Origin of the sequence: Plantactinospora sp. B24E8, from assembly GCF_039871735.1 — a bacterium.
GTDB lineage: Bacteria > Actinomycetota > Actinomycetes > Mycobacteriales > Micromonosporaceae > Plantactinospora.
Window position 1 is genome coordinate 50072 of sequence record NZ_JBDPMH010000015.1, and the last position, 17352, is coordinate 67423.

The 17352-nt window shown below is 72.6% G+C and carries 17 protein-coding genes; 6 read left to right on the forward strand and 11 right to left on the reverse strand.

All coding sequences use genetic code 11. The features are described from left to right. Positions 1–25 precede the first annotated feature (25 nt). Positions 26–580: a class I SAM-dependent methyltransferase gene (locus ABGB21_RS21525; protein ID WP_347657274.1), complete on the reverse strand. Its 555-nt coding sequence runs from the start codon at positions 578–580 to the stop codon at positions 26–28. A gap of 27 nt (positions 581–607) precedes the next feature. Here ABGB21_RS21525 and ABGB21_RS21530 point away from each other — a divergent pair, with 27 nt between their 5' ends. Next, positions 608–1105: a MerR family transcriptional regulator gene (locus ABGB21_RS21530; RefSeq protein WP_347657273.1), complete on the forward strand. Its 498-nt coding sequence runs from the start codon at positions 608–610 to the stop codon at positions 1103–1105. 158 nt (positions 1106–1263) lie between these two features. Here the strand turns inward: ABGB21_RS21530 and ABGB21_RS21535 are convergent, their stop codons facing one another. The 10 genes from ABGB21_RS21535 to egtA all read right to left on the reverse strand — a co-directional run bounded on the left by ABGB21_RS21535 (position 1264) and on the right by egtA (position 12637). After that, entirely contained in the window at positions 1264–1908 is a 645-nt protein-coding gene (locus ABGB21_RS21535) for a hypothetical protein (RefSeq protein WP_347679219.1), read from the reverse strand. 69 nt (positions 1909–1977) lie between these two features. After that, complete coding sequence (locus tag ABGB21_RS21540; protein WP_347679221.1) at positions 1978–3768, reverse strand: DUF4012 domain-containing protein; 1791 nt, start codon at positions 3766–3768, stop codon at positions 1978–1980. A 276-nt stretch (positions 3769–4044) separates the two neighbouring features. Next, positions 4045–5289, reverse strand: a complete 1245-nt coding sequence (locus tag ABGB21_RS21545; protein ID WP_347679223.1) for a glycosyltransferase family 4 protein — start codon at positions 5287–5289, stop codon at positions 4045–4047. A gap of 39 nt (positions 5290–5328) precedes the next feature. After that, positions 5329–6816, reverse strand: a complete 1488-nt coding sequence (locus tag ABGB21_RS21550; RefSeq protein WP_347679225.1) for a polysaccharide biosynthesis tyrosine autokinase — start codon at positions 6814–6816, stop codon at positions 5329–5331. 301 nt (positions 6817–7117) lie between these two features. Further along, entirely contained in the window at positions 7118–7333 is a 216-nt protein-coding gene (locus ABGB21_RS21555; protein ID WP_347652464.1) for a hypothetical protein, read from the reverse strand. Between the two features lie 138 nt (positions 7334–7471). Beyond that, complete coding sequence (locus ABGB21_RS21560) at positions 7472–8059, reverse strand: TMEM165/GDT1 family protein (RefSeq protein WP_347652465.1); 588 nt, start codon at positions 8057–8059, stop codon at positions 7472–7474. A gap of 239 nt (positions 8060–8298) precedes the next feature. Next, the gene (egtD, locus tag ABGB21_RS21565) at positions 8299–9270 is read right to left on the reverse strand and encodes an L-histidine N(alpha)-methyltransferase (RefSeq protein WP_347652466.1); all 972 of its coding nucleotides are present in this window, start codon (positions 9268–9270) and stop codon (positions 8299–8301) included. Continuing rightward, positions 9267–10031: an ergothioneine biosynthesis protein EgtC gene (gene egtC, locus ABGB21_RS21570; protein ID WP_347652467.1), complete on the reverse strand. Its 765-nt coding sequence runs from the start codon at positions 10029–10031 to the stop codon at positions 9267–9269. The genes egtD and egtC overlap by 4 nt, the downstream gene beginning before the upstream one ends. Beyond that, complete coding sequence (egtB, locus tag ABGB21_RS21575) at positions 10032–11408, reverse strand: ergothioneine biosynthesis protein EgtB (RefSeq protein WP_347652468.1); 1377 nt, start codon at positions 11406–11408, stop codon at positions 10032–10034. It abuts the gene before it with no gap. After that, on the reverse strand, positions 11405–12637 hold the full coding sequence (egtA, locus tag ABGB21_RS21580) for an ergothioneine biosynthesis glutamate--cysteine ligase EgtA (protein ID WP_347679227.1): 1233 nt from the start codon (positions 12635–12637) through the stop codon (positions 11405–11407). The genes egtB and egtA overlap by 4 nt, the downstream gene beginning before the upstream one ends. Before the next feature lie 133 nt (positions 12638–12770). Here egtA and ABGB21_RS21585 point away from each other — a divergent pair, with 133 nt between their 5' ends. From ABGB21_RS21585 to ABGB21_RS21605, 5 genes are all read left to right on the forward strand, one after another. Next, positions 12771–13121, forward strand: coding sequence for a metalloregulator ArsR/SmtB family transcription factor (locus ABGB21_RS21585; protein ID WP_347652470.1), 351 nt, complete (start codon positions 12771–12773; stop codon positions 13119–13121). Continuing rightward, complete coding sequence (locus ABGB21_RS21590; RefSeq protein WP_347652471.1) at positions 13118–14005, forward strand: SRPBCC family protein; 888 nt, start codon at positions 13118–13120, stop codon at positions 14003–14005. The genes ABGB21_RS21585 and ABGB21_RS21590 overlap by 4 nt, the downstream gene beginning before the upstream one ends. Before the next feature lie 198 nt (positions 14006–14203). Next, positions 14204–15556: an ABC transporter substrate-binding protein gene (locus ABGB21_RS21595; protein WP_347679229.1), complete on the forward strand. Its 1353-nt coding sequence runs from the start codon at positions 14204–14206 to the stop codon at positions 15554–15556. After that, positions 15553–16461: a sugar ABC transporter permease gene (locus ABGB21_RS21600; RefSeq protein ID WP_347679231.1), complete on the forward strand. Its 909-nt coding sequence runs from the start codon at positions 15553–15555 to the stop codon at positions 16459–16461. Before ABGB21_RS21595 ends, ABGB21_RS21600 begins: the two co-directional genes overlap by 4 nt. After that, positions 16458–17309: a carbohydrate ABC transporter permease gene (locus tag ABGB21_RS21605; RefSeq protein WP_347652474.1), complete on the forward strand. Its 852-nt coding sequence runs from the start codon at positions 16458–16460 to the stop codon at positions 17307–17309. Before ABGB21_RS21600 ends, ABGB21_RS21605 begins: the two co-directional genes overlap by 4 nt. The last annotated feature ends 43 nt before the right edge of the window (positions 17310–17352 follow it).

Here is a 17352-nt window from a genome sequence, read left to right on the forward strand (position 1 = left end):
GGGCCGGCCGGAGCGAGCCCTCGGGTCAGCCGGGCCGACGGGCGGCCAGCCGCTCGATCAGGCCGAGCCGGAGCCGTTCCCGGGTCTGGGGTACGAATCCCTGGCGTACGGCCAGGTCGGCGGGCCTCCCCCGGAGCCAGCGCCGTTCCGCGTGGTCGACGAGGAGAAGCGTTCCCCCCGGCCGGAGTACCCGGTACATCTCGGCGATCGCCGCCGCCCGGTCGGCCACCGCGCAGACCGCCATCGTGCAGACGACGGTGTCGAAGCTGACGTCCGGGAACGGCAGCCGCTCCGCCTCCGCCTCGCGCAGTTCCACCGGCCGGCCCAGGTCCGCGGCGCGGCGTCGGGCCACCGCGAGCATTCCGGGGCTGAGGTCGACGCCGACCAACTCGACCGTGTCGTCATAGCGTTCGATGTTGCGTCCGGTGCCGATCGCGACCTCGAGGGTCCGCCCCCGGGCGCGGGCGCAGATCCACTCCCGGCTGTTCCCGATCGCCAGGCGTTCCGCCCGGTCGCCCCGGCTGTCGTAGCTCGCGGCCCGCCGGTTCCACGCCGCGCGGGCGTTGTCTCGCTTGACCATGGCTCAACTGTGCATGTTAATGTCAACATGAAGTCAAGCCCACGGCACGAGCCGGTCGGCGCCGAGATGAGCATCGGGGAGCTCGCCGGCCACTTCGGACTCGCCACCCACGTCCTGCGGCACTGGGAGGCGGTCGGGTTGCTGCAACCGGACCGCCGGGTCAACGGCCGGCGGCGGTACGGCCCCGCCCAGTTGACCCGGGTCGCGATCATCGTGCACGCCCGGCAGGTGGGGATCGGGTTGGATCGGCTCAGGGTCATGTTCACCACCGAGGACGCCACCGCTCGACGCGCCGTGCTGCGGCACCACCGGGACGAACTGGACCGCCAGATCGTCCGGGCCACCGCCTCGCGCGACCTGCTCGACCACGCCCTGGCCTGTCCGACGGAGGACTTCCTCGACTGCCCCGACTTCCAGCACCTGGTGCACCGGCTCGACGCGGACTGTCCGCGCGGGCGGGAGGCGACCGGTGGCCCGGAACGGGGAGTGGACGGACGGAGCAGCCGGCAGGCGACCGGCGGGTGACCGTTGACGGTCGGGCGGGGACCGGAACCGCCCGACCGTTCACGGTGGCGCCTGCCGGGTGTGCCCGCACGGACCGGCGCCCGCCGGCCGAGTGCCGCGCCGGGCGGGCGCCGGTCGCGGTGACCGGGTCGGCGTGCTGCCCGACCCGGTCACCGGGGTCAGCCGACCGAGGTCAGTTGCCGGGACCGGCCGCCGGTACGCCGGCCCTTGCGCCGCCACGCGACGGCGATCAGGACGAGCAGCGCACCGGCGATCAGCAGGGTCGCACCCAGGGTGATCTGGGAACCGGTCTCGCTACCGGTCACCGGCAGCCCCGGCTGCGCGGTGACGATGGTGACGGTGGTGGTGTCCACCCGGCCGGTGGTCAGCCCGGTGGCGGTGATCACCACGGTGAGCTGGCGGGTGAACCTGACCCGGACCGAGAACTCGCCGGTGGCGTTGGCCCGGACCGTGATGCGGGTCGGGTCGGTGTACACGGTCTGGGCCGCCTGGCGGACGAGCGGGTCCATCGCGCCGACGCCACCCGAGCCCGCGCCGGCCGGCTGGGCACCGGGTGCGGGCAGGGCGAGCGGCGAGGTGGCGAAGTCGAGCCGGACCTGCTCGTTACCGCCGAATCCCGAGCCGAACACGGTGAAGGCCTCGCCCGCCTCGACCGTCGAGTCGCTGACGGTCAGCGCCGGCGCCTGTGGCGGGTAGGGCGGTTGTGGTAGCGGTTGGGCCTGTGCGGGCGCCCCCGCGATGGCGAACGCGCCCACCGTGGCGAGCGTCGCCACGGCCGAGCCGATGATGCGGGATAGCCGCATGGTGGATCCTCTCTCTACTGATCTCTTGCCGTCATCTGGGATCGCATGACGTGGTGGATGCGTGTGGACCTACTGGCCGCACGCGGGTGCGGGACTGACGTGGGTGGTCCATGGCGTCGTGCCGGGGGTGAGCCACAACTCGGCCGCGCCGCTGGCGTTCGCCTGGGTCAGCAGGCTGATCTCCAGTACGCGGGTACGTCCGGCGCCGATGTCGACACCGAGTACGGCGACCCTCCGGCCACGCTCGATGCCACCCCCCATCGGTTCCGGTCTGCCGTCCAGCCGCGCCGTCAACGGTGAGCCGCGGAGCGGGCTGAAGACGTAGATCACTAGCCGGGCGGTGTACGGGTCACCGGCCAGCGCCAGGCCGCGTACCGAACTACTGAGGCCGGACGAGGGCGCGGTCGACTGCAGGGTGAGCCGCAGGTGCAGTTCCCGCCGGCCGTCGGGGCGGCAGTCGCCGACGGTCAGCTCGGCGCCGCGCTTCAGGTAGTAGCCGAGCTTGGAGCCGCCCCCGTCGTTGAGGAACACCCCGACGTTGTTCACCGTCTCCCGGTCGGGCAGCACCCCGGCCAGTCGACTGGCGACGATCTCCTTCTGCTCCTCCGGCCGGGCGCTCCAGAACAGGATCCGACGTTCGGCGGCGGCGTCGCCGACCGCCTGCGCCACCGCCCGGGGGTTGACCGGCCGCGTCAACAGCGCGTCGAAGACGGCCCGGGCCGAGGCGGCGAAGTAACCGTCCTGGTGGATCGGTTGGTCGAGGCGCCGGTAGGCGTCGGAGAGCAGGCTGCGGACCGCGGTGCCGGCGGTCAGGGTCGGGTGCCCGGAGACCGGTACCGGTCCGATGGCGCGGAGCAGGTAGGAGAGCGCGACCGGGTCGGTGGCGACCACACCGTCGACGGTGCCGCCGACGCTGCGCCGGTACATCTCCCGGTAGAGCTTGGCCGCGGTGGGAAAGTGCGGGGTCAGGTTGACGTCGGCAGGGTAGATCCCGAGCAGGTCGGTGTAGAGGGCCCGTTGCTCCCGGGAGAGTTGCAGTACCGGGCGTTCGAACATCTCCAGGTGACTGGTGGGCCCCTGTTTGAGGATCTTCACCTCGCCGCCGCTGGCCCGCAGGACCGCGTAGGCGCCGAAGATCCCACCGGTCGATCGTGGTTCTGCCAGGTTCTGGAAGACCATCAGGTAGGTCCGGGGCCCGGTGCCGCCGAGCAGTGCCGGCAGCAGGGCACCACTGCGGCGTACCGCGCCGGTGAAGCCGACCAGCCGGTCCAGTTCCGCCCGGGTCTGCCGGACCGCGTCCGCGACCGGGGCGGACAGCCCGTCGGCCGGCAGCTCCGACAGGCGTTCCCGGACCTCCTGCACGGCGGTGTCGACCTGGGCGACCGTGGGCAGGACGGCGCGGAGCGCGGCGAGGTCGATCCGGCCGGTCCGGGGCAGCAGCACCTCGAAGTCGAGTTCCACCAGCGGCGGGAAGGCCCGTCGGGCCAGCTCGTCGATACCCTCTGCCAGGCCGCGGACCGCGACCAGGGTCTGGCCGCCGTACGGCGTGTGGGCGGCCGCCCGCCAGCCCAGGTCGTCGGTACGCGACCGGGCGGCGGCGGTCTGCTGTTGCAGGGCGGCGAGGGTACGGCGTGCCTGGACCGTCTCTCCGTCCAGCACCTGCCGGCTCAGCTCCTGGGCGAGGTCGGCCGCGTTCTCCAGGTGTCCCCGCGCCTGCCAGCCCCGCAGCCCCACCCAGCCGACCGAGAGCGCGAGCAGGCAGCTGACCACCAGGGTGGTGAGCAGGAGCCGGCGCAGGTTCGGCCGGCCCTTCCGGCGGCGTCTGCTCCGCCGGCCCGGGGAGAGGTCTCCCACTGCCACCACCGCTCTCCTCTGCCCAAGACGAAATCGGACACATCACCATTACTGTCCCATATCTCTATAGCACCCTGATGAGTCCACTACTGGTACTTCTAACGATTTACCGCTCGCATTCGTCGCTTCTTGAATAAAACTCGCGATCGGGATGAAATGAACATGACGTCGCCCCGACCCGGGTTTCAGGTCGGGGCGACGCCGCACGCGCAGCGGCCACGCGGTCACCACCGCCCGCCGTGGTGCGCTACGCAGCCGGGGCCGTCGGCCCCGGCTGCGGACCTACCGGCGGCCCCGACTCGCCGCCGCCTCGGCGAGCAGCTGTTCCATCTGGTCGACGCCGGTCCGCAGGGACATCCGGGCCAGGTAACTGTCCCGGGCCCGCCGGGCCATCTCCTCCCGCGCCGCGCTCGGGATCATCGCCGCCAACGCGAAGCGGTCGGCGAGCGCCTGCCAGTCCTCGGGCGGGCAGGAGAGGCCAGCCCGGGCCCGTTCGACCAGGTCCGCCGTGTCACCACCGGCGGAGGCCACCACCGGCGCACCGGCCGAGAGCGCCGCCTGCAGCTTCGACGGCACGGCACCGTGCAACGCCGGCAGATCGCGCAACAGCACCAGCTGGTATTCGGCGGCGGCGTACAGTTCCGCCATCTCCGTCGGCGGACGCCAGCCGAGGAAGCGGACGTTGCCGGCGCCGAGTTCCTCGGCGAGCCGCCGGCTCTGCCGCTCCTCCGGACCGGAGCCGACCAGCACCAGGTCCACGTCGAGCCGACCGTCCAGCGCGGCCGCCGCCCGGACCGCGGTGTCCACCCGCTGGAACGGCCCGATCGTCCCGGCGTGCATGATCGTGGTACGCCCCCGGTGGCCGATCGCCCGCCGGGCCGACGGGGTCGGCCCCACAGGTCGGAACAGCCGCTCGTCGGTCCAGTTGAGGACCACCCGCACCCGGTCCGGGTCGGCGCCCCGCTCGATGACCACGTCCCGCATCGACGGCGCGATCACCGCGATGCCGGCGGCGGACCGGTAGATGGCCCGCATCGTCCGGCCGAGCAGCCCGGACATCATCCCGCCGGCTCCGGCCCGGCCGTCCGGGGAACCGGCGCCGACCGCCTCCGGCCAGACGTCCTGGACGTGCAGCACGGTCGGAATCCGCCGCAGCAGCCGGAGCAGGGCGGCCGCCGCGTAGGCACCGGCCGGCGGGAAGTGCACGTACACCGCGTCCACCCCGGCCAGATAACCGGGTGCGGTGAGCGCGCTGCTCATCGCGTACGTCACCTGTCGGGCCACCCGCCGGGCGGCCGTACCGTCATGGCTGACGTAGCTCGGCACCCGACGGACGGTGACCCCGCCGTCCTCGGCCTGGTGCCGCCACCGTTGCCGGTACCCGGGATAGACCTGCCCGGTCGGATGGTTCGGAAAACCGGTCAGGACCCGGACCTCGTGCCCCCGCGCGGCCAACTCCTCGGCCAGGCACCCGGGTACGAACGCCGGCTCGGGCGGATACCAGTACGAGATGACTCCGATCCTCATCACTCATCCCCCGCTCACCTCCGCAGCCGGTGCCGCGCCTCATCGCGACACCCGACTGAGCTCTTCGGTGTCCACCGGCAGTCCGAAGCCGGTGCCGTTCGGGGGGATCCGGGCGGAATCGGAGCCGTTCCTGGCCGCGTCCCGGGCGGCGTCCCGCGTCCCGAGCAGGTTCTCCGTCGGTGCCCCACGCCGGTACGCGCGGTACTGCTCCACGTCGATCTTGTTCTCCTTCGACATGTTCAGTACGCAGCCGAGGACCCGGGCGGAGACGGAGTGCAGCGCCCGCGCGGCGGCGGCGCTCTGCGCCCGTGGGGTCTTGCCGCCCCGGGAGACCAACAGCGCCCCGTCGGCCTGTACCGCGACCACCACCCCGTCGGTGAAGGCGAGCAGCGGCGGTGTGTCGATGATGACGATGTCGGTCAGTTCCCGCAGCGACAGCAGCAGGTCCGCCATCGCCTTGGAGCCGAGCAGTTCACTCGGGTTCGGCGGGACGGATCCGCCGGGCAGGACGAGCAGGGACCGGTCGCCCCAGGGCTGCAGCACGTCCTCCACCGCGACCTCGCCGATCAGGACGTCGGTGAGGCCGGCGCCGGAGGGGATGCCGAGGTAACCCGCCACCCGGGGACGGCGCAGGTCGGCGTCGACCAGCAGGACCTGCCAGCCCGCCTCGGCCAGGGTGATCGCCAGGTTGCAGGCCAGCGTGGACTTCCCCTCGGCCTGGACCGCACTGGTGACCGCGATGACCCGGGCCGGCTCCTGGGCGTCGACGAACCGGAGGTTCGTCCGCAGTTTGCGCATCGCCTCGGCCCGGGCCGTCTGGGCCGCGGCACCGACGATCAGCGGGTTCGACCGGGCGTGTCCGTCGTACGGGATGCTGCCGAGCAGCGGTACCGAGGTCGCCTCCTGGAGGGCCTCGCCGTCCCGGACGGTGGTGTCGGTCAGCCCGCGCAACACCGCGAGGCCGGCCCCGAGGACCAGCCCCAGGAGGCCGGCCAGGACCAGGTTGCGCATCGGACGCGGGGAGACCGGTTCGGTACCGGCCTGGGGGCCGCCGACCACCTCGATCTTGATCGGCGCGTCCTTGGCTCCGGGCGGGGTCTCGATGGTCTGCACGAGTTTCACGAAGTGCGCCGCCAACGCCTCGGTCAACCGCAGCGCCCTGGCCTGGTCGCTGTCGACGACCGTCGCGGAGAGCAGCACGGTGTCCGCCTCGACCCGCGCGGTGACCCGCGACCGGACCTCGTCGGCGGTCAACCCGACCCGCTCCTCCGCCGCGATGGTCTGCGCCAGCCGGTCGCTGGTCAGCAGGTCGACGTACGACTTCACCCGCTGCTGGAGGAAGAGCCCACCCTGGTACGCGTCGCTCATCCCCTGGCCGGGTGAGGTGACGAAGAAGGTCACCGAGGAGGCGTACTGCGGAGTGGCGCGCACCGTCAGGAATCCGGCGACCCCGAGCGCGACCATCACCGTCGCGAGTACCACCCACCAGCGTTGGCGCAGCGCGCGCAGGTAGTTGTGCAGCTCCATCAGGCCAGGCCTCCCGTCTCAGCACCAACCGGTTGTGGGGTGCCAAAGACCTCTAGTGCTCCGAAAAAATGCGACAGTATGAAAAGTTCACACTTGTCGCTCGACGTTTCCTACCGAATGTAGATGATTGAACGCCCTCAGTAGCCACACTCGGCCCAACCGGCACCAACAAGTAACGGGAGGCAATGAGCGGATCACGGTCTCCGATGCCTGGTCACGGCCGGACGCGAGCTCCGGTGAGATGCGATGATCCGGCCGGTCGCCCGACGGGAGCGCGTACCGGCCGGATCATGGTGCAGGGTCAGCGTCCCGGACGACCCTGACCGGGCTCCTCGTCGTCGTCATCGAGTGCGGAGTCTGCGAGCGCCTCGCGGAACTCACGGGACAGGTCCGAGCCCGGCACCGCGGCCTCCTCGGCCTCCTCCTTCACCTCGTCCCGCTCGTGCGGCGGCTCCGGTTGGGGTGCCGTCGCATCACCGGCGAAGCCGTACTCGTTGGGCTCATCGTGCCTGGTCATCGCGGTAGTCCTCCGTTCTGGCCGGCAACGGGCGAAACGTCCGTCCCGGACCGTACGGCGTACCCGGTCGGCGGGCGACACACACCCGGTGGGAGTGCCACCGGGTGTGCCGGGACCCCGAAGCGGCCCGCCGACAGCTCAGGTGAGCTGTCGGACGGCGTCCAGCAGCAGCCAGAGCCCACAGATCGCGAAGAGCACGCTCGCGCCGTACCGGATGGCCCGCTCCGGAAGACGGCGGCCGAGGATCCGGCCGACCGCGATGGCCAACGCGTCGGCGGCGACCATGCCGACGGTGGACCCGAGCCAGGTGCCGAACCAGCCGTGCTGGGTGGCCAGGGTGACCGTGGCGAGCATGGTCTTGTCCCCGAGTTCGGCGAGGAAGAACGCGACCCCGACGGCGATGATCGCGGACCGGGTGGTCCGGTTCGCCTTGCGGCGTTCCTCCTCGGTGAGCTTGTCACCGCGCAACGTCCAGGCCGCGAAGCCGAGGAAGGCCAGCCCGGCGAGGAGCGCGATCCAGTCGGTGGGCAGGGCCGCGCCGAGCCCCACCCCGAGCGCCACCGAGGCCAGGTGCACCACCGAGGTCGCCACGGTGATGCCGATCAGTACGGGGAGCGCCTTGAAACGGGTGGCGAAGGTGAGGGCCATCAACTGGGACTTGTCGCCGAGTTCGGCGACGAAGATGACCCCGAAACTGATCGCCAGAGCGGCGCTGAAATCTTCCATGACTCCCTTTCCCGGTCGTGCCGGGACAGGGGTACGGCGACCTCGACCCGGCATCACTGCCTGAGTCGAAGGTCTCGCCCGCCCCACCGGAGTGAGGCCGCGTGGCCGGGCGCGCAGTACGCGCCAGTGTGTCGACCACGACGTTGGGAGCTACTCCCCTTCGCTGCCGGACAGCCTACCGGACCCCGACCGGGATCCGGCGCGGCGGTGGGCCGGGTCACCGCGGGCGCGCCGCCTCGTCACACCGCCTGGGCCAGGGAGAGCGCGAACCACCCGTTCCGGTCGGTCCACCGGTCCCGGGTCGCGAGGCCGGCGGCGGTCACTTCGGTGTCCACGTCCTCGGGGCGGAACTTCGCCGAGATCTCGGTCCGCAGTTCCTCGCCCTCGGCGAAGTCGACGTCGAGGTCGAGGTCCCGGATCCGGACCCGCTGCGCGGAGCGGGCCCGCAGCCGCATCTCGATCCACCGCTGGTCCGGGTCCCAGATCGCGACATGGGCGAACGCCTGCGGGTCGAAGTCGGCGTCCAGTTCGCGGTTGAGCACCCGCAGCACGTTCCGGTTGAACTCGGCGGTCACCCCGGCGGCGTCGTCGTACGCCGGTACGAGCACCCCGGGGTCCTTGACCAGGTCGGTGCCGAGCAGCAGCCAGTCGCCCGGTTCCAGGGCCGCCCGCATGGACCGCAGGAACGTCGCCCGTTCGCCCGGCGGCAGGTTGCCGATCGTGCCGCCGAGGAAGGCCACCAGCCGCCGGCCGCCGGTCGGCAGCCGGTCCAGATGCCGGGTGAAGTCGCCGACGATGCCCCGGACCCGCAGTCCCGGATAGTCGGCGGCGATCCGCGCGGTCGACTGGCGCAGGGCGCTGACCGAGACGTCCAACGGAACGAAGGTGCCGAGGTCACCCCCGGCGGTCAGCGCGTCGAGCAGCAGCCGGGTCTTCTCCGAGGAGCCCGAACCGAGTTCGATCAGCGTCTTGACCGAGGTGGTCCCGGCGATCTGCCCGGCGTGCTCGGCCAGCACCGCGCGTTCGGTCCGGGTCGGGTAGTACTCCGGCAGTCGGGTGATCCGCTCGAACAGTTCGCTGCCCCGGGCGTCGTAGAACCACTTCGGCGGCAGCCACTTCGGTACCGCGGTCAGCCCGGCCCGGACGTCGGCCCGCAGCGCCCGGTCGAGGTCCTCGTCGGTCAGATGGATTTCCAGCGGTTCGGCGGTCAACCTCTTCCCCTCTCGATCAACCAGTCCTGTGGTCGGATCTCGCACCGGTCGGCGGTGGCCAGCACCAGGTGGCCGTCCGGGACCGGCCGCCAGCCCGGGTCGTCGTCCAACGGTTCGGAGCAGACCAGCACCGATCCCCCGCCGGCGCGTACCGACAGCGCGTGGCCGGCCGCGCTGGCCACCACCTGGCGTCCGTCGGTGAGCAGCAGGTTGAGCCGGGAGCCGGGCGCGGCGGCGGCCAGCTCGCCGACCGTCTCGGTGACCGCGTCGGCCGGCGGCGCCCCGGCCCGCAGCCGGTGCCGCAGCAGTGCCCACACCAGGGCGGCGTCGGTCGGGGCGTCGAGCAGGAGCAGGTCCCGGACCGGCAGCCGGCCGGCCAGCCCGGTCACCGAGTCCGGCCAGCCGGCGACCACCCCGTTCAGGCTGAACAGCCAGGCGTGGTCGGCGAACGGCGCGGCGGCGGTCTCGGTCACCGGCATCCCGACGGTGGCCGACCGGACCGCCGCCAGCACCGCGCCGGAGACGGTCGCCGCGGCCAACGCCGGCAGCGCCGGATCGGACCAGATCGGACGGTCCCGGCGGTAGCGCAGCGGCACCGGGTCGCTGCCGTACCAGCCGACCCCGAAGCCGTCGGCGTTGACCGTGCCGCCACCGCGCATGTCGCGCGGCGCCCACGACTGCCGGGCCAGCGAGTACGGCGGGTCGAACAGCAGCGCGGCCAACGGGACCGGCGGCCCGAGATAGCCGAGGTGCCGGCACATTCAGCGGGTCCGGCCCAGGTCGTCGGCGTACGCCTCCTCGCCGGTAGCGTCCCGGGCGCACCGGAAACCGCTGAAGATCTGCCGGCGGACCGGCAGGTCCCAGTTGCGGAAGGTGCCCCGGCAGGCCACCGGGTCGGTGCCGAACGAGCCACCCCGGAGCACCTGGTACGTCTCGCCGAAGAAGACCTCCGAGTACTCCCGGTACGGGAACGCCGCGAAGCCCGGGTAGCCGTGGAACGGGGTGGACGTCCACTCCCAGACGTCCCCGATCAACTGGTGCACACCGAGCGGCGACGCCCCGGCCGGGTACGCCCCGACCGGCGCCGGCGCCAGGTGTCGCTGTCCGAGGTTCGCGTGCTCCGCCGTCGGCTCCTCGTCGCCCCAGGGATAGCGGCGGGACCGGCCGGTGTCCGGGTCCCACCGGGCCGCCTTCTCCCACTCGGCCTCGGTCGGCAGCCGCTTCCCCGCCCAGGCCGCGTACGCCTCGGCCTCGTGGTAACTGACGTGCACCACCGGCTCGTCCGGGATCAGCGGCGAGAACCGGCCGAACCGCTGGCAGCCCCAGTCCGTACCGTCGCGCCGCCAGTGCATCGGCGCGACCAGTCCGGCCTCGCACCGGTGCCGCCATCCGGCCTCGCTCCACCAGCGCGGGTCGGCGTACCCGCCGTCGGCGACGAACGCGAGGTACGCCGCGTTGGTCACCGGCGCCGCGTCGATGACGTACGCGGGCAGTTCCACCCGGTGTGCCGGACGTTCGTTGTCCAGGGCCCACGGGTCGGTCGAGGTGCCCATCAGGAACGCGCCGGCCGGGACCAGCACCTCACCGGCGACCGGCACCGTCGCCCGTGGTGGCGGCGGCGCGGTCAGCACCGGCGGTCCGACCCGCAGCTGGTGGGTGGCGAGCATCGTCTCGTCGTGCTGCTGCTCGTGTTGGGCGATCATGCCGAACGCGAACCCGTCGGCGAGCAGCCGACGGTCCCCGAACCGGACCCCGGCCAGCAGGTCGAGGACCTTGTCCCGGACGGTCGCCACGTAGGAGCGGGCCTCGACCGGTCCGAGCAGCGGCAGCGCCGGACGCTCCCGGCGGGGGTGTTTGAAGGCGTCGTACAGGTCGTCGATGTCGCCGCGGACCGGGTCCCGGCCGCCGACGTCCCGGACCAGCCACAGTTCCTCCTGGTTGCCGACGTGGGCCAGGTCCCAGACCAGCGGCGACATGATCGGCGAGTGTTGGCGTACCAGGTCGTGCTCGTCGACCGCGTCGGTGAGCAGTTGGCTGCGCCGCCGGGCCCGGGTCAGTTCCGCGTGGATCCGTCCGCGCAGCCGTTCGCCCGAGCCGGTCAGTTCCGCGACGCCGGTGCGCTCCTCGGTGTGACTCATCCTCGTTCCTCCCGCCCGGCGGCCAGCCGGCGCGCCACGATCGCCTCGATCTCCGTCCGCACCGGCACCGGCAGACCGGTCCGGTCCAACGCCCGCAGTCCCAGGTCGAGCACCTCGTCGGCGACCCGGGCCAGCGCCGGGTCACGCAACCCGCGCCGGGCCGCCTCGGTCCACCGGTCGGCGGTCGACTCGGCCAGGGCCCGGGCGGCGTCGCGGGTCCGGTCGTCCTCGAGCAGTGCGGTGAGCAGCGCGACCGGTGCGATCCACTCGCCGTCCGGTTGGGTGTCGAGATACCGCAGTTCGAGGTAGCCGCGCGGGCGTACCGGCGGGAAGAGCGTGCTCAGGTGGTAGTCCAGGTCGGCGGTGGTCGGTGGCCGGGGCAGCGCGCCGACCAGCCAGTCCCGGAAACTGACTCCGGACGGCGCGGTCCAGTCGTCGCCGTCCCGGCGGACACAGAGCAGCGGCGCGGCCAGGGCGTACCGGGCCCACGCGGCGGCCGGGTCGCCCGGGGCCGCGGCCGGCGACCAGACCGGGCGGGTCCGGGCCGGGTCGATGCAGAGCCATGCGGCCATCCGGGCGGACGCCCAGCCGGTCTCCCGACGCTGGTGCCGGCGGGCCGTGGCGAAGGTCGCGAGCAACGGCGGCCCGACCGCGTGCGCCACGACCCACCGGTCGACCACCTGGTCGGCGGTGCCAGCATCGAGGCAGACCTGCAGCCCGGCGGTGCTGTACATCATCGTCCGGCCGGCCGCGCCGAGCCGGTCGAAGGCGCACCGCATGGCCCGGTAGCGGGGGGTGTCGACGACCGGGGTCGGGGGCCGGTAGGGGTCGATCCCGGTCCGGCCGAGGACCAGGCCGGCGGCGGCAAGCAGCCCGGTGAGGTGCCGGATGTCGGCGGAGGTGTGGTCGTGCAGGTCGCGGAGCGACCGACGGGGGGCGGTGGAGATCTCCACCTGACCGCCGGGCTCGACGCTGACGGTGCCGGAGCCGGGTAGTGGGGCCGCCGGAGCGTCCGGCGCGAGGGTGGTCGGGGCGTGCGGGCCGAGCGCGGCCCGGAGCCGGTCCGGGGTGACCGGGCGGGTCGGTTCGGCGGCGTCGTGCAGGGTCCACTCGAGTTCGACGCCGGTCAGAGTGGGTGGTCCGGTCTTGAAACAGATCCGGGCGACGTACCCCTCGGCGTCCGCGACGGTCCGCAGGACGGTGCCGCTTTCCAGATCCGACGACACCATCGCCCGCACCTCCTCCCGAGCCTCCGCTCCCGACGGCCGCTTCTCCTTACCCGGATCCGCACGGAGCACACCGGAGCTCGACACCGCGTATATGACCTTGCAGGAATATTACCGGCTAGGTATGTTCGGGGTCGTGCCCACACCGTTCGAGGTCATCGCCGAGCCGATCCGCCGCCGGATCCTGGACCTGCTCCGGGAGCGCCCACGGTCGGTCACCGAACTGACCGAACAGCTCGGTATCACCCAGCCCGGCACCTCGAAACACCTGCGGGTGCTCCGCGACGCGGGACTCGTCCGGGTCCGCCCCGACGCCCAGCGCCGCTGGTACGAGCTCTGCCCCGAGCCGCTCGCCGAGCTCGACGCCTGGCTGGCGCCGTACCGGTGGATGTGGGCGGGTCGACTCGACGCCCTCGAACGACACCTCGACACCATGCCGGAGACCATAGACCAGGCCGGGCACTCCGGGCCGGAGGAGGAACAGTGAACGAGCGGTTGGAGACCACGGACGGACGGCAGGTGCTCCGCATCGAACGACGGCTGGCACACCCTCCGGCAAAGGTCTGGGCGGCGGTGACCGAGCCGGAGCATCTGCGTCGGTGGTTCCCCGCCGAGGTACGGCTGGAGCCGCGACCGGGCGGTCGGATCGCCTTCGGCTTCGGGAAGGATCCTGCGGCCGAGTCGGTGGGGTCGGTCACCGCGTACGAGCCGCCCCGGCTCTTCGCCTTCAGCTGGGACACCGAACTGTTCCGGATCGAACTGCTCCCGGACGCCTCCGGTTGCCTACTCGTGTTCAGCCACACCTTCGACGACCGACCCGCCGCCGCGAGTTACGCCGCCGGCTGGCGGACCTGCCTGGACGAACTGGAGCGGCTCGCCGACGGCCGGCCCACCGGCCCGGCCGGCCGCCCCTCGGGGCTGCTACACGAGTCGTACGCCGAGGCGTTCGGGCTGGACGAGGGGGTTGCCGAGGCTGTCTCGGAGGGTTGGCGGGTACGTTTCGCCCGGCAACTGACCCAGCCGGCGGACCGGGTCTGGGCCGTTCTGACCACCGCCGACGGCGGCCGCGCGATCGCCCTCGGCGCTCCGCCCCCGCCCGGATTCACCACGGCGGAGTTCCCGACCGGGGTGATCACCGCGTTGGACGCCCCCACCCTGCTGGAGTACGCGTGGCCGGCGACAGACCGGCCGGAGGGCCGGGTCCGGTGGGAACTGACTCCCGGCACCGGACACGGGGCCCGCCTGCTCCTCACCCAGACCGGCCCGGCGGAGGCGGTCGCCGACCGGGCGGCGGCCCTCACCGGGTGGCGGGCCCGGATCGGATCACTCGCCCGTCGGCTGGCCGAGGCGGCGGACCGGGCCGACGACTGACCACGGGCGAGTCGGGACGGCGGAGGGGGAGGACGCGGGAAGACAACGGGCCGGGCGGCGTGGTGGACGGCGGAGCTGACCGGGGCACTCGACTTGACACGATGCTTGCGAATATGTGCACTTGTGACACTCCGCTCGAGCCGGCCCCGGTGCCGCAGCAGCTCACCGGGCCGGCCGCCACCACCACGGGGAGGCACGATGGCACCACGCGAAGGGTCGGCCACCAGGGAGTTCACTCTCGACCGACGTCGACTACTCGGCCTGGGTCTGGCCGCCGGGGCCGCCCCGCTGCTGACCGCCTGCGGCGGCGCCTCGACCACCGGCTCGGACGCCGAGGGCGCGATCACCTTCATCTCCACCCAGTTCACCCCGGTCGAGGAACGCCAGCGCTTCGAACAGATCCTCCGGGAGCGGGTCACCGGCGGCGGCGTCGCGTACAACCCGGTGGAGCCGAACGTCTTCGCCTCCACCATCACCTCGCAGGTGACGGCGAACCGGGTCCAGGTCAGCCTCGCCGGTGGACTGCACGGCGACCTCGCCCCGCACGCCGACCGACTGGTCAACCTGGACGACCTGGCCAGCAGGCTCGCCGACCGGCGGTTCCCGCCGGAGATCGCCGAACTGGGCCGACTCGGCGGCGGGGCCACCGCCTACCTGCCGTGGATGCAGGCGTCGTACGTGCTCGCGGTGCACAAGCGGGCCCTGGAGTGGCTGCCGAGCGGCGCCGACGTGCAGAACCTGACCTACGACCAGTTCCTGACCTGGGTCACCGACGCCCGGCGGGGCAACGGCGGCCGACCGGTGCTCGGCCTGCCGTGCGGCCCGAAGGGCCTCTACCACCGGTTCTTCCAGGGCTACCTGCTGCCGAGCTTCACCGGCGGCCAGATGACCACGTTCCGTAGCCCCGAGGCGGTCGAGGCCTGGCGGTACATGACGGCGCTCTGGGCCGAGACAGCCCCGGCGTCGACCAACTTCGACAACATGCAGGAGCCGCTGCAGCGCGGTGAGGTGCTGATCGCCTGGGACCACGTCGCCCGGCTCGTCGCCGCCCCGGCCGACCGGCCGGACGACTGGGTGATGGCACCGGCGCCCCGCGGCCCGAAGGGACTCGGCTACCTGCTCGTCGTCGCCGGGCTGGCGATTCCGAAGGGCGCGCCCGAGGCGGACCGGGCCCGTCAGGTGATCGAGACGCTCACCACCCCGGAGGTGCAGCTCGAGGTGCTGCGCCGTAACGCCTTCTTCCCGGTCGTCGACACCACCCTGCCGGCCGACCTGCCGCCGGCGATCGCCTTGGAGGCCGAGGCGGTACGCCGCCAGCAGGAGGCCGAGGGCGCCGTGCTGGCGCTGCCGCCGGTCGGGCTCGGCGCCCGGGACGGCGAGGTGTCGCAGATTTTCAAGAACTGCTTCAAGGAGATCTGCCTGGACCGCCGCCCGGTGCAGCAGGTGCTGGACCGGCAGGCCCGGGAACTGAACCGGATCCTGGACGAGGTCAAGGTGCCGTGCTGGCGCCCCGATTTGGTCACCGCGGGGCAGTCGTGCCGGGTGCGGTGACCGACGTCCCGGAGGCGCCGGCTCCGCCTTCCGTACCCGGGTCGACCCGCCGTCGACGGCGTTCCCGGATCCCGACGCCGGTGCTGCTGGTCGCCCCCTCCGTGCTCTTCCTGGCGGCGCTCTTCCTCTGGCCGATCGTGGTCGGGGTGGCGCAGGCGTTCACCGACCAGGACGGCACGACCCTCGCCCACCTGCGCCGGATGGTCGACGACCCGTACTTCTGGGACGCCACCCGCAACACCGCACTGCTGATCGTCGTCCTCATCCCGCTGCAGTTCGGGTTCGCCCTGGCCATGGCGTTGCTGCTGCGGGAACGTCCGAGGCTGTCGTCGTTCTACTTCTACGTCTGGTGCGTGCCGCTGGCGATCAGCGACCTCGCCGCCGGGCTGGTCTGGCTGGCCATCTTCGCCGACCGGGGCTACCTCAACTCGCTGCTGGCCCGGCTCGGGCTCGGCGACGGGTACGCGTGGCTGTCCTACGACAACCAGACGACCATGTTCGTCGCGGTGCTCCTGGCCGAGTTGTGGCGGGCCACCTCCCTGGTGCTGGTGATCGTGGTGGCCGGGCTGCAGAACGTGCCCCGGGACTACGACGAGGCGGCGGCGGTGTTCGGCGCCACGTACTGGCAGCGGCTCCGGTACGTGATCCTGCCGCAGCTGCGGCCGAGTCTGCAGGTGGCGCTGATCCTGCGGACCATTCTCGGGCTGCAGACCTTCGCCGTCGCCCAGGCGCTCACCGGTCGGAGCTTTCCGCTGCTGGTCGGCGAGACGTACCAGTGGTACGTGACGCTGCAGAACGAGGGAGTGGCAGCGGCGATCGCACTGGTGATCCTGCTGATGTCGATCGGCACCGCGGTTGTCTACCTGCGGGTGCTGCGCGACCCGACCACCGGGGGCCTGCGGTGAGCGGCGGGCCGCCGTCGGCTCCGCGGGTACGGCGCGCCCGGTCCGCCCGGCGCCGGACCGTGGTGGTGCACGTCGCCTGTGTCGCGGTGACCCTCTTCATGGGGCTGCCGATCTACCTGATCGCGCTGGCCGCGTTCTCCAGCCGGCAGTCGCTGAACACGTTTCCGCTGCCGCTGGTCCCGACCGACCCGTCGGTGGAGACCATGCGGGTCTTCCTGGACACCACCGGGGTGCTCGCCGGCTTCCAGAACTCGGTGGAGGTGGGACTGCTCAGTCTCGTCCTGTCGTTGGCCCTCGGGGTGCCGGCCGGGTACGCGGTGGCCCGGTACGCCTTCCGGGGACGGCAGCCGTACCAGTTGTTCCTGCTGCTCACCCGGGCTCTGCCGATCGTCGTGCTCTCCGTTCCGCTGGCCCGGGTCTTCCTGGCCACCGGGCTGTACGACACCACGTACGCGGTGGCCCTGTTGCACACCGCGTTGGCGCTGCCGACCACGGTGCTGATCACCTCGGCGATCTTCGTCGCGGTACCGGTCGAGCACGAGGAGGCGGCGATGGTCTTCGGCGCCACCGCGCCGAGGGCGTTCGCCCGGGTGGTGCTCCCCCAGGCACTGCCCGGGATCGCCGCCGCCGCCATCTTCACCTTCGTCACCTCCTGGAACGAGGTGCTCGGCGCGGCGGTGCTGACCCTGGGCCGCCGTACCCTGCCGGCCCAGGTGCTGTCGACGCTCGCCGACTCACCGCTGGCGTTCCGGTTCGCCGGCGGGTTCGCGCTGGTCGTGCCGGCCCTGGTGTTCATCGCCTTCATGCGCCGCTACCTGTTGAACATGTGGGGGACCACGATCCGCTGACCGACCGGCCGGGGCGACGGCCCGGCGACGGTTCGGACGGCAC

What these genes read in the sequence shown, in the direction of transcription:
- ABGB21_RS21525 (WP_347657274.1), bottom strand. Translation starts at nt 580, where the DNA reads ATGGTCAAGCGAGACAACGCCCGCGCGGCGTGGAACCGGCGGGCCGCG.
- ABGB21_RS21530 (WP_347657273.1), top strand. Translation starts at nt 608, where the DNA reads ATGAAGTCAAGCCCACGGCACGAGCCGGTCGGCGCCGAGATGAGCATC.
- ABGB21_RS21535 (WP_347679219.1), bottom strand. Translation starts at nt 1,908, where the DNA reads ATGCGGCTATCCCGCATCATCGGCTCGGCCGTGGCGACGCTCGCCACG.
- ABGB21_RS21545 (WP_347679223.1), bottom strand. Translation starts at nt 5,289, where the DNA reads ATGAGGATCGGAGTCATCTCGTACTGGTATCCGCCCGAGCCGGCGTTC.
- ABGB21_RS21550 (WP_347679225.1), bottom strand. Translation starts at nt 6,816, where the DNA reads ATGGAGCTGCACAACTACCTGCGCGCGCTGCGCCAACGCTGGTGGGTG.
- ABGB21_RS21555 (WP_347652464.1), bottom strand. Translation starts at nt 7,333, where the DNA reads ATGACCAGGCACGATGAGCCCAACGAGTACGGCTTCGCCGGTGATGCG.
- ABGB21_RS21560 (WP_347652465.1), bottom strand. Translation starts at nt 8,059, where the DNA reads ATGGAAGATTTCAGCGCCGCTCTGGCGATCAGTTTCGGGGTCATCTTC.
- egtC (WP_347652467.1), bottom strand. Translation starts at nt 10,031, where the DNA reads ATGTGCCGGCACCTCGGCTATCTCGGGCCGCCGGTCCCGTTGGCCGCG.
- egtB (WP_347652468.1), bottom strand. Translation starts at nt 11,408, where the DNA reads ATGAGTCACACCGAGGAGCGCACCGGCGTCGCGGAACTGACCGGCTCG.
- egtA (WP_347679227.1), bottom strand. Translation starts at nt 12,637, where the DNA reads ATGGTGTCGTCGGATCTGGAAAGCGGCACCGTCCTGCGGACCGTCGCG.
- ABGB21_RS21595 (WP_347679229.1), top strand. Translation starts at nt 14,204, where the DNA reads ATGGCACCACGCGAAGGGTCGGCCACCAGGGAGTTCACTCTCGACCGA.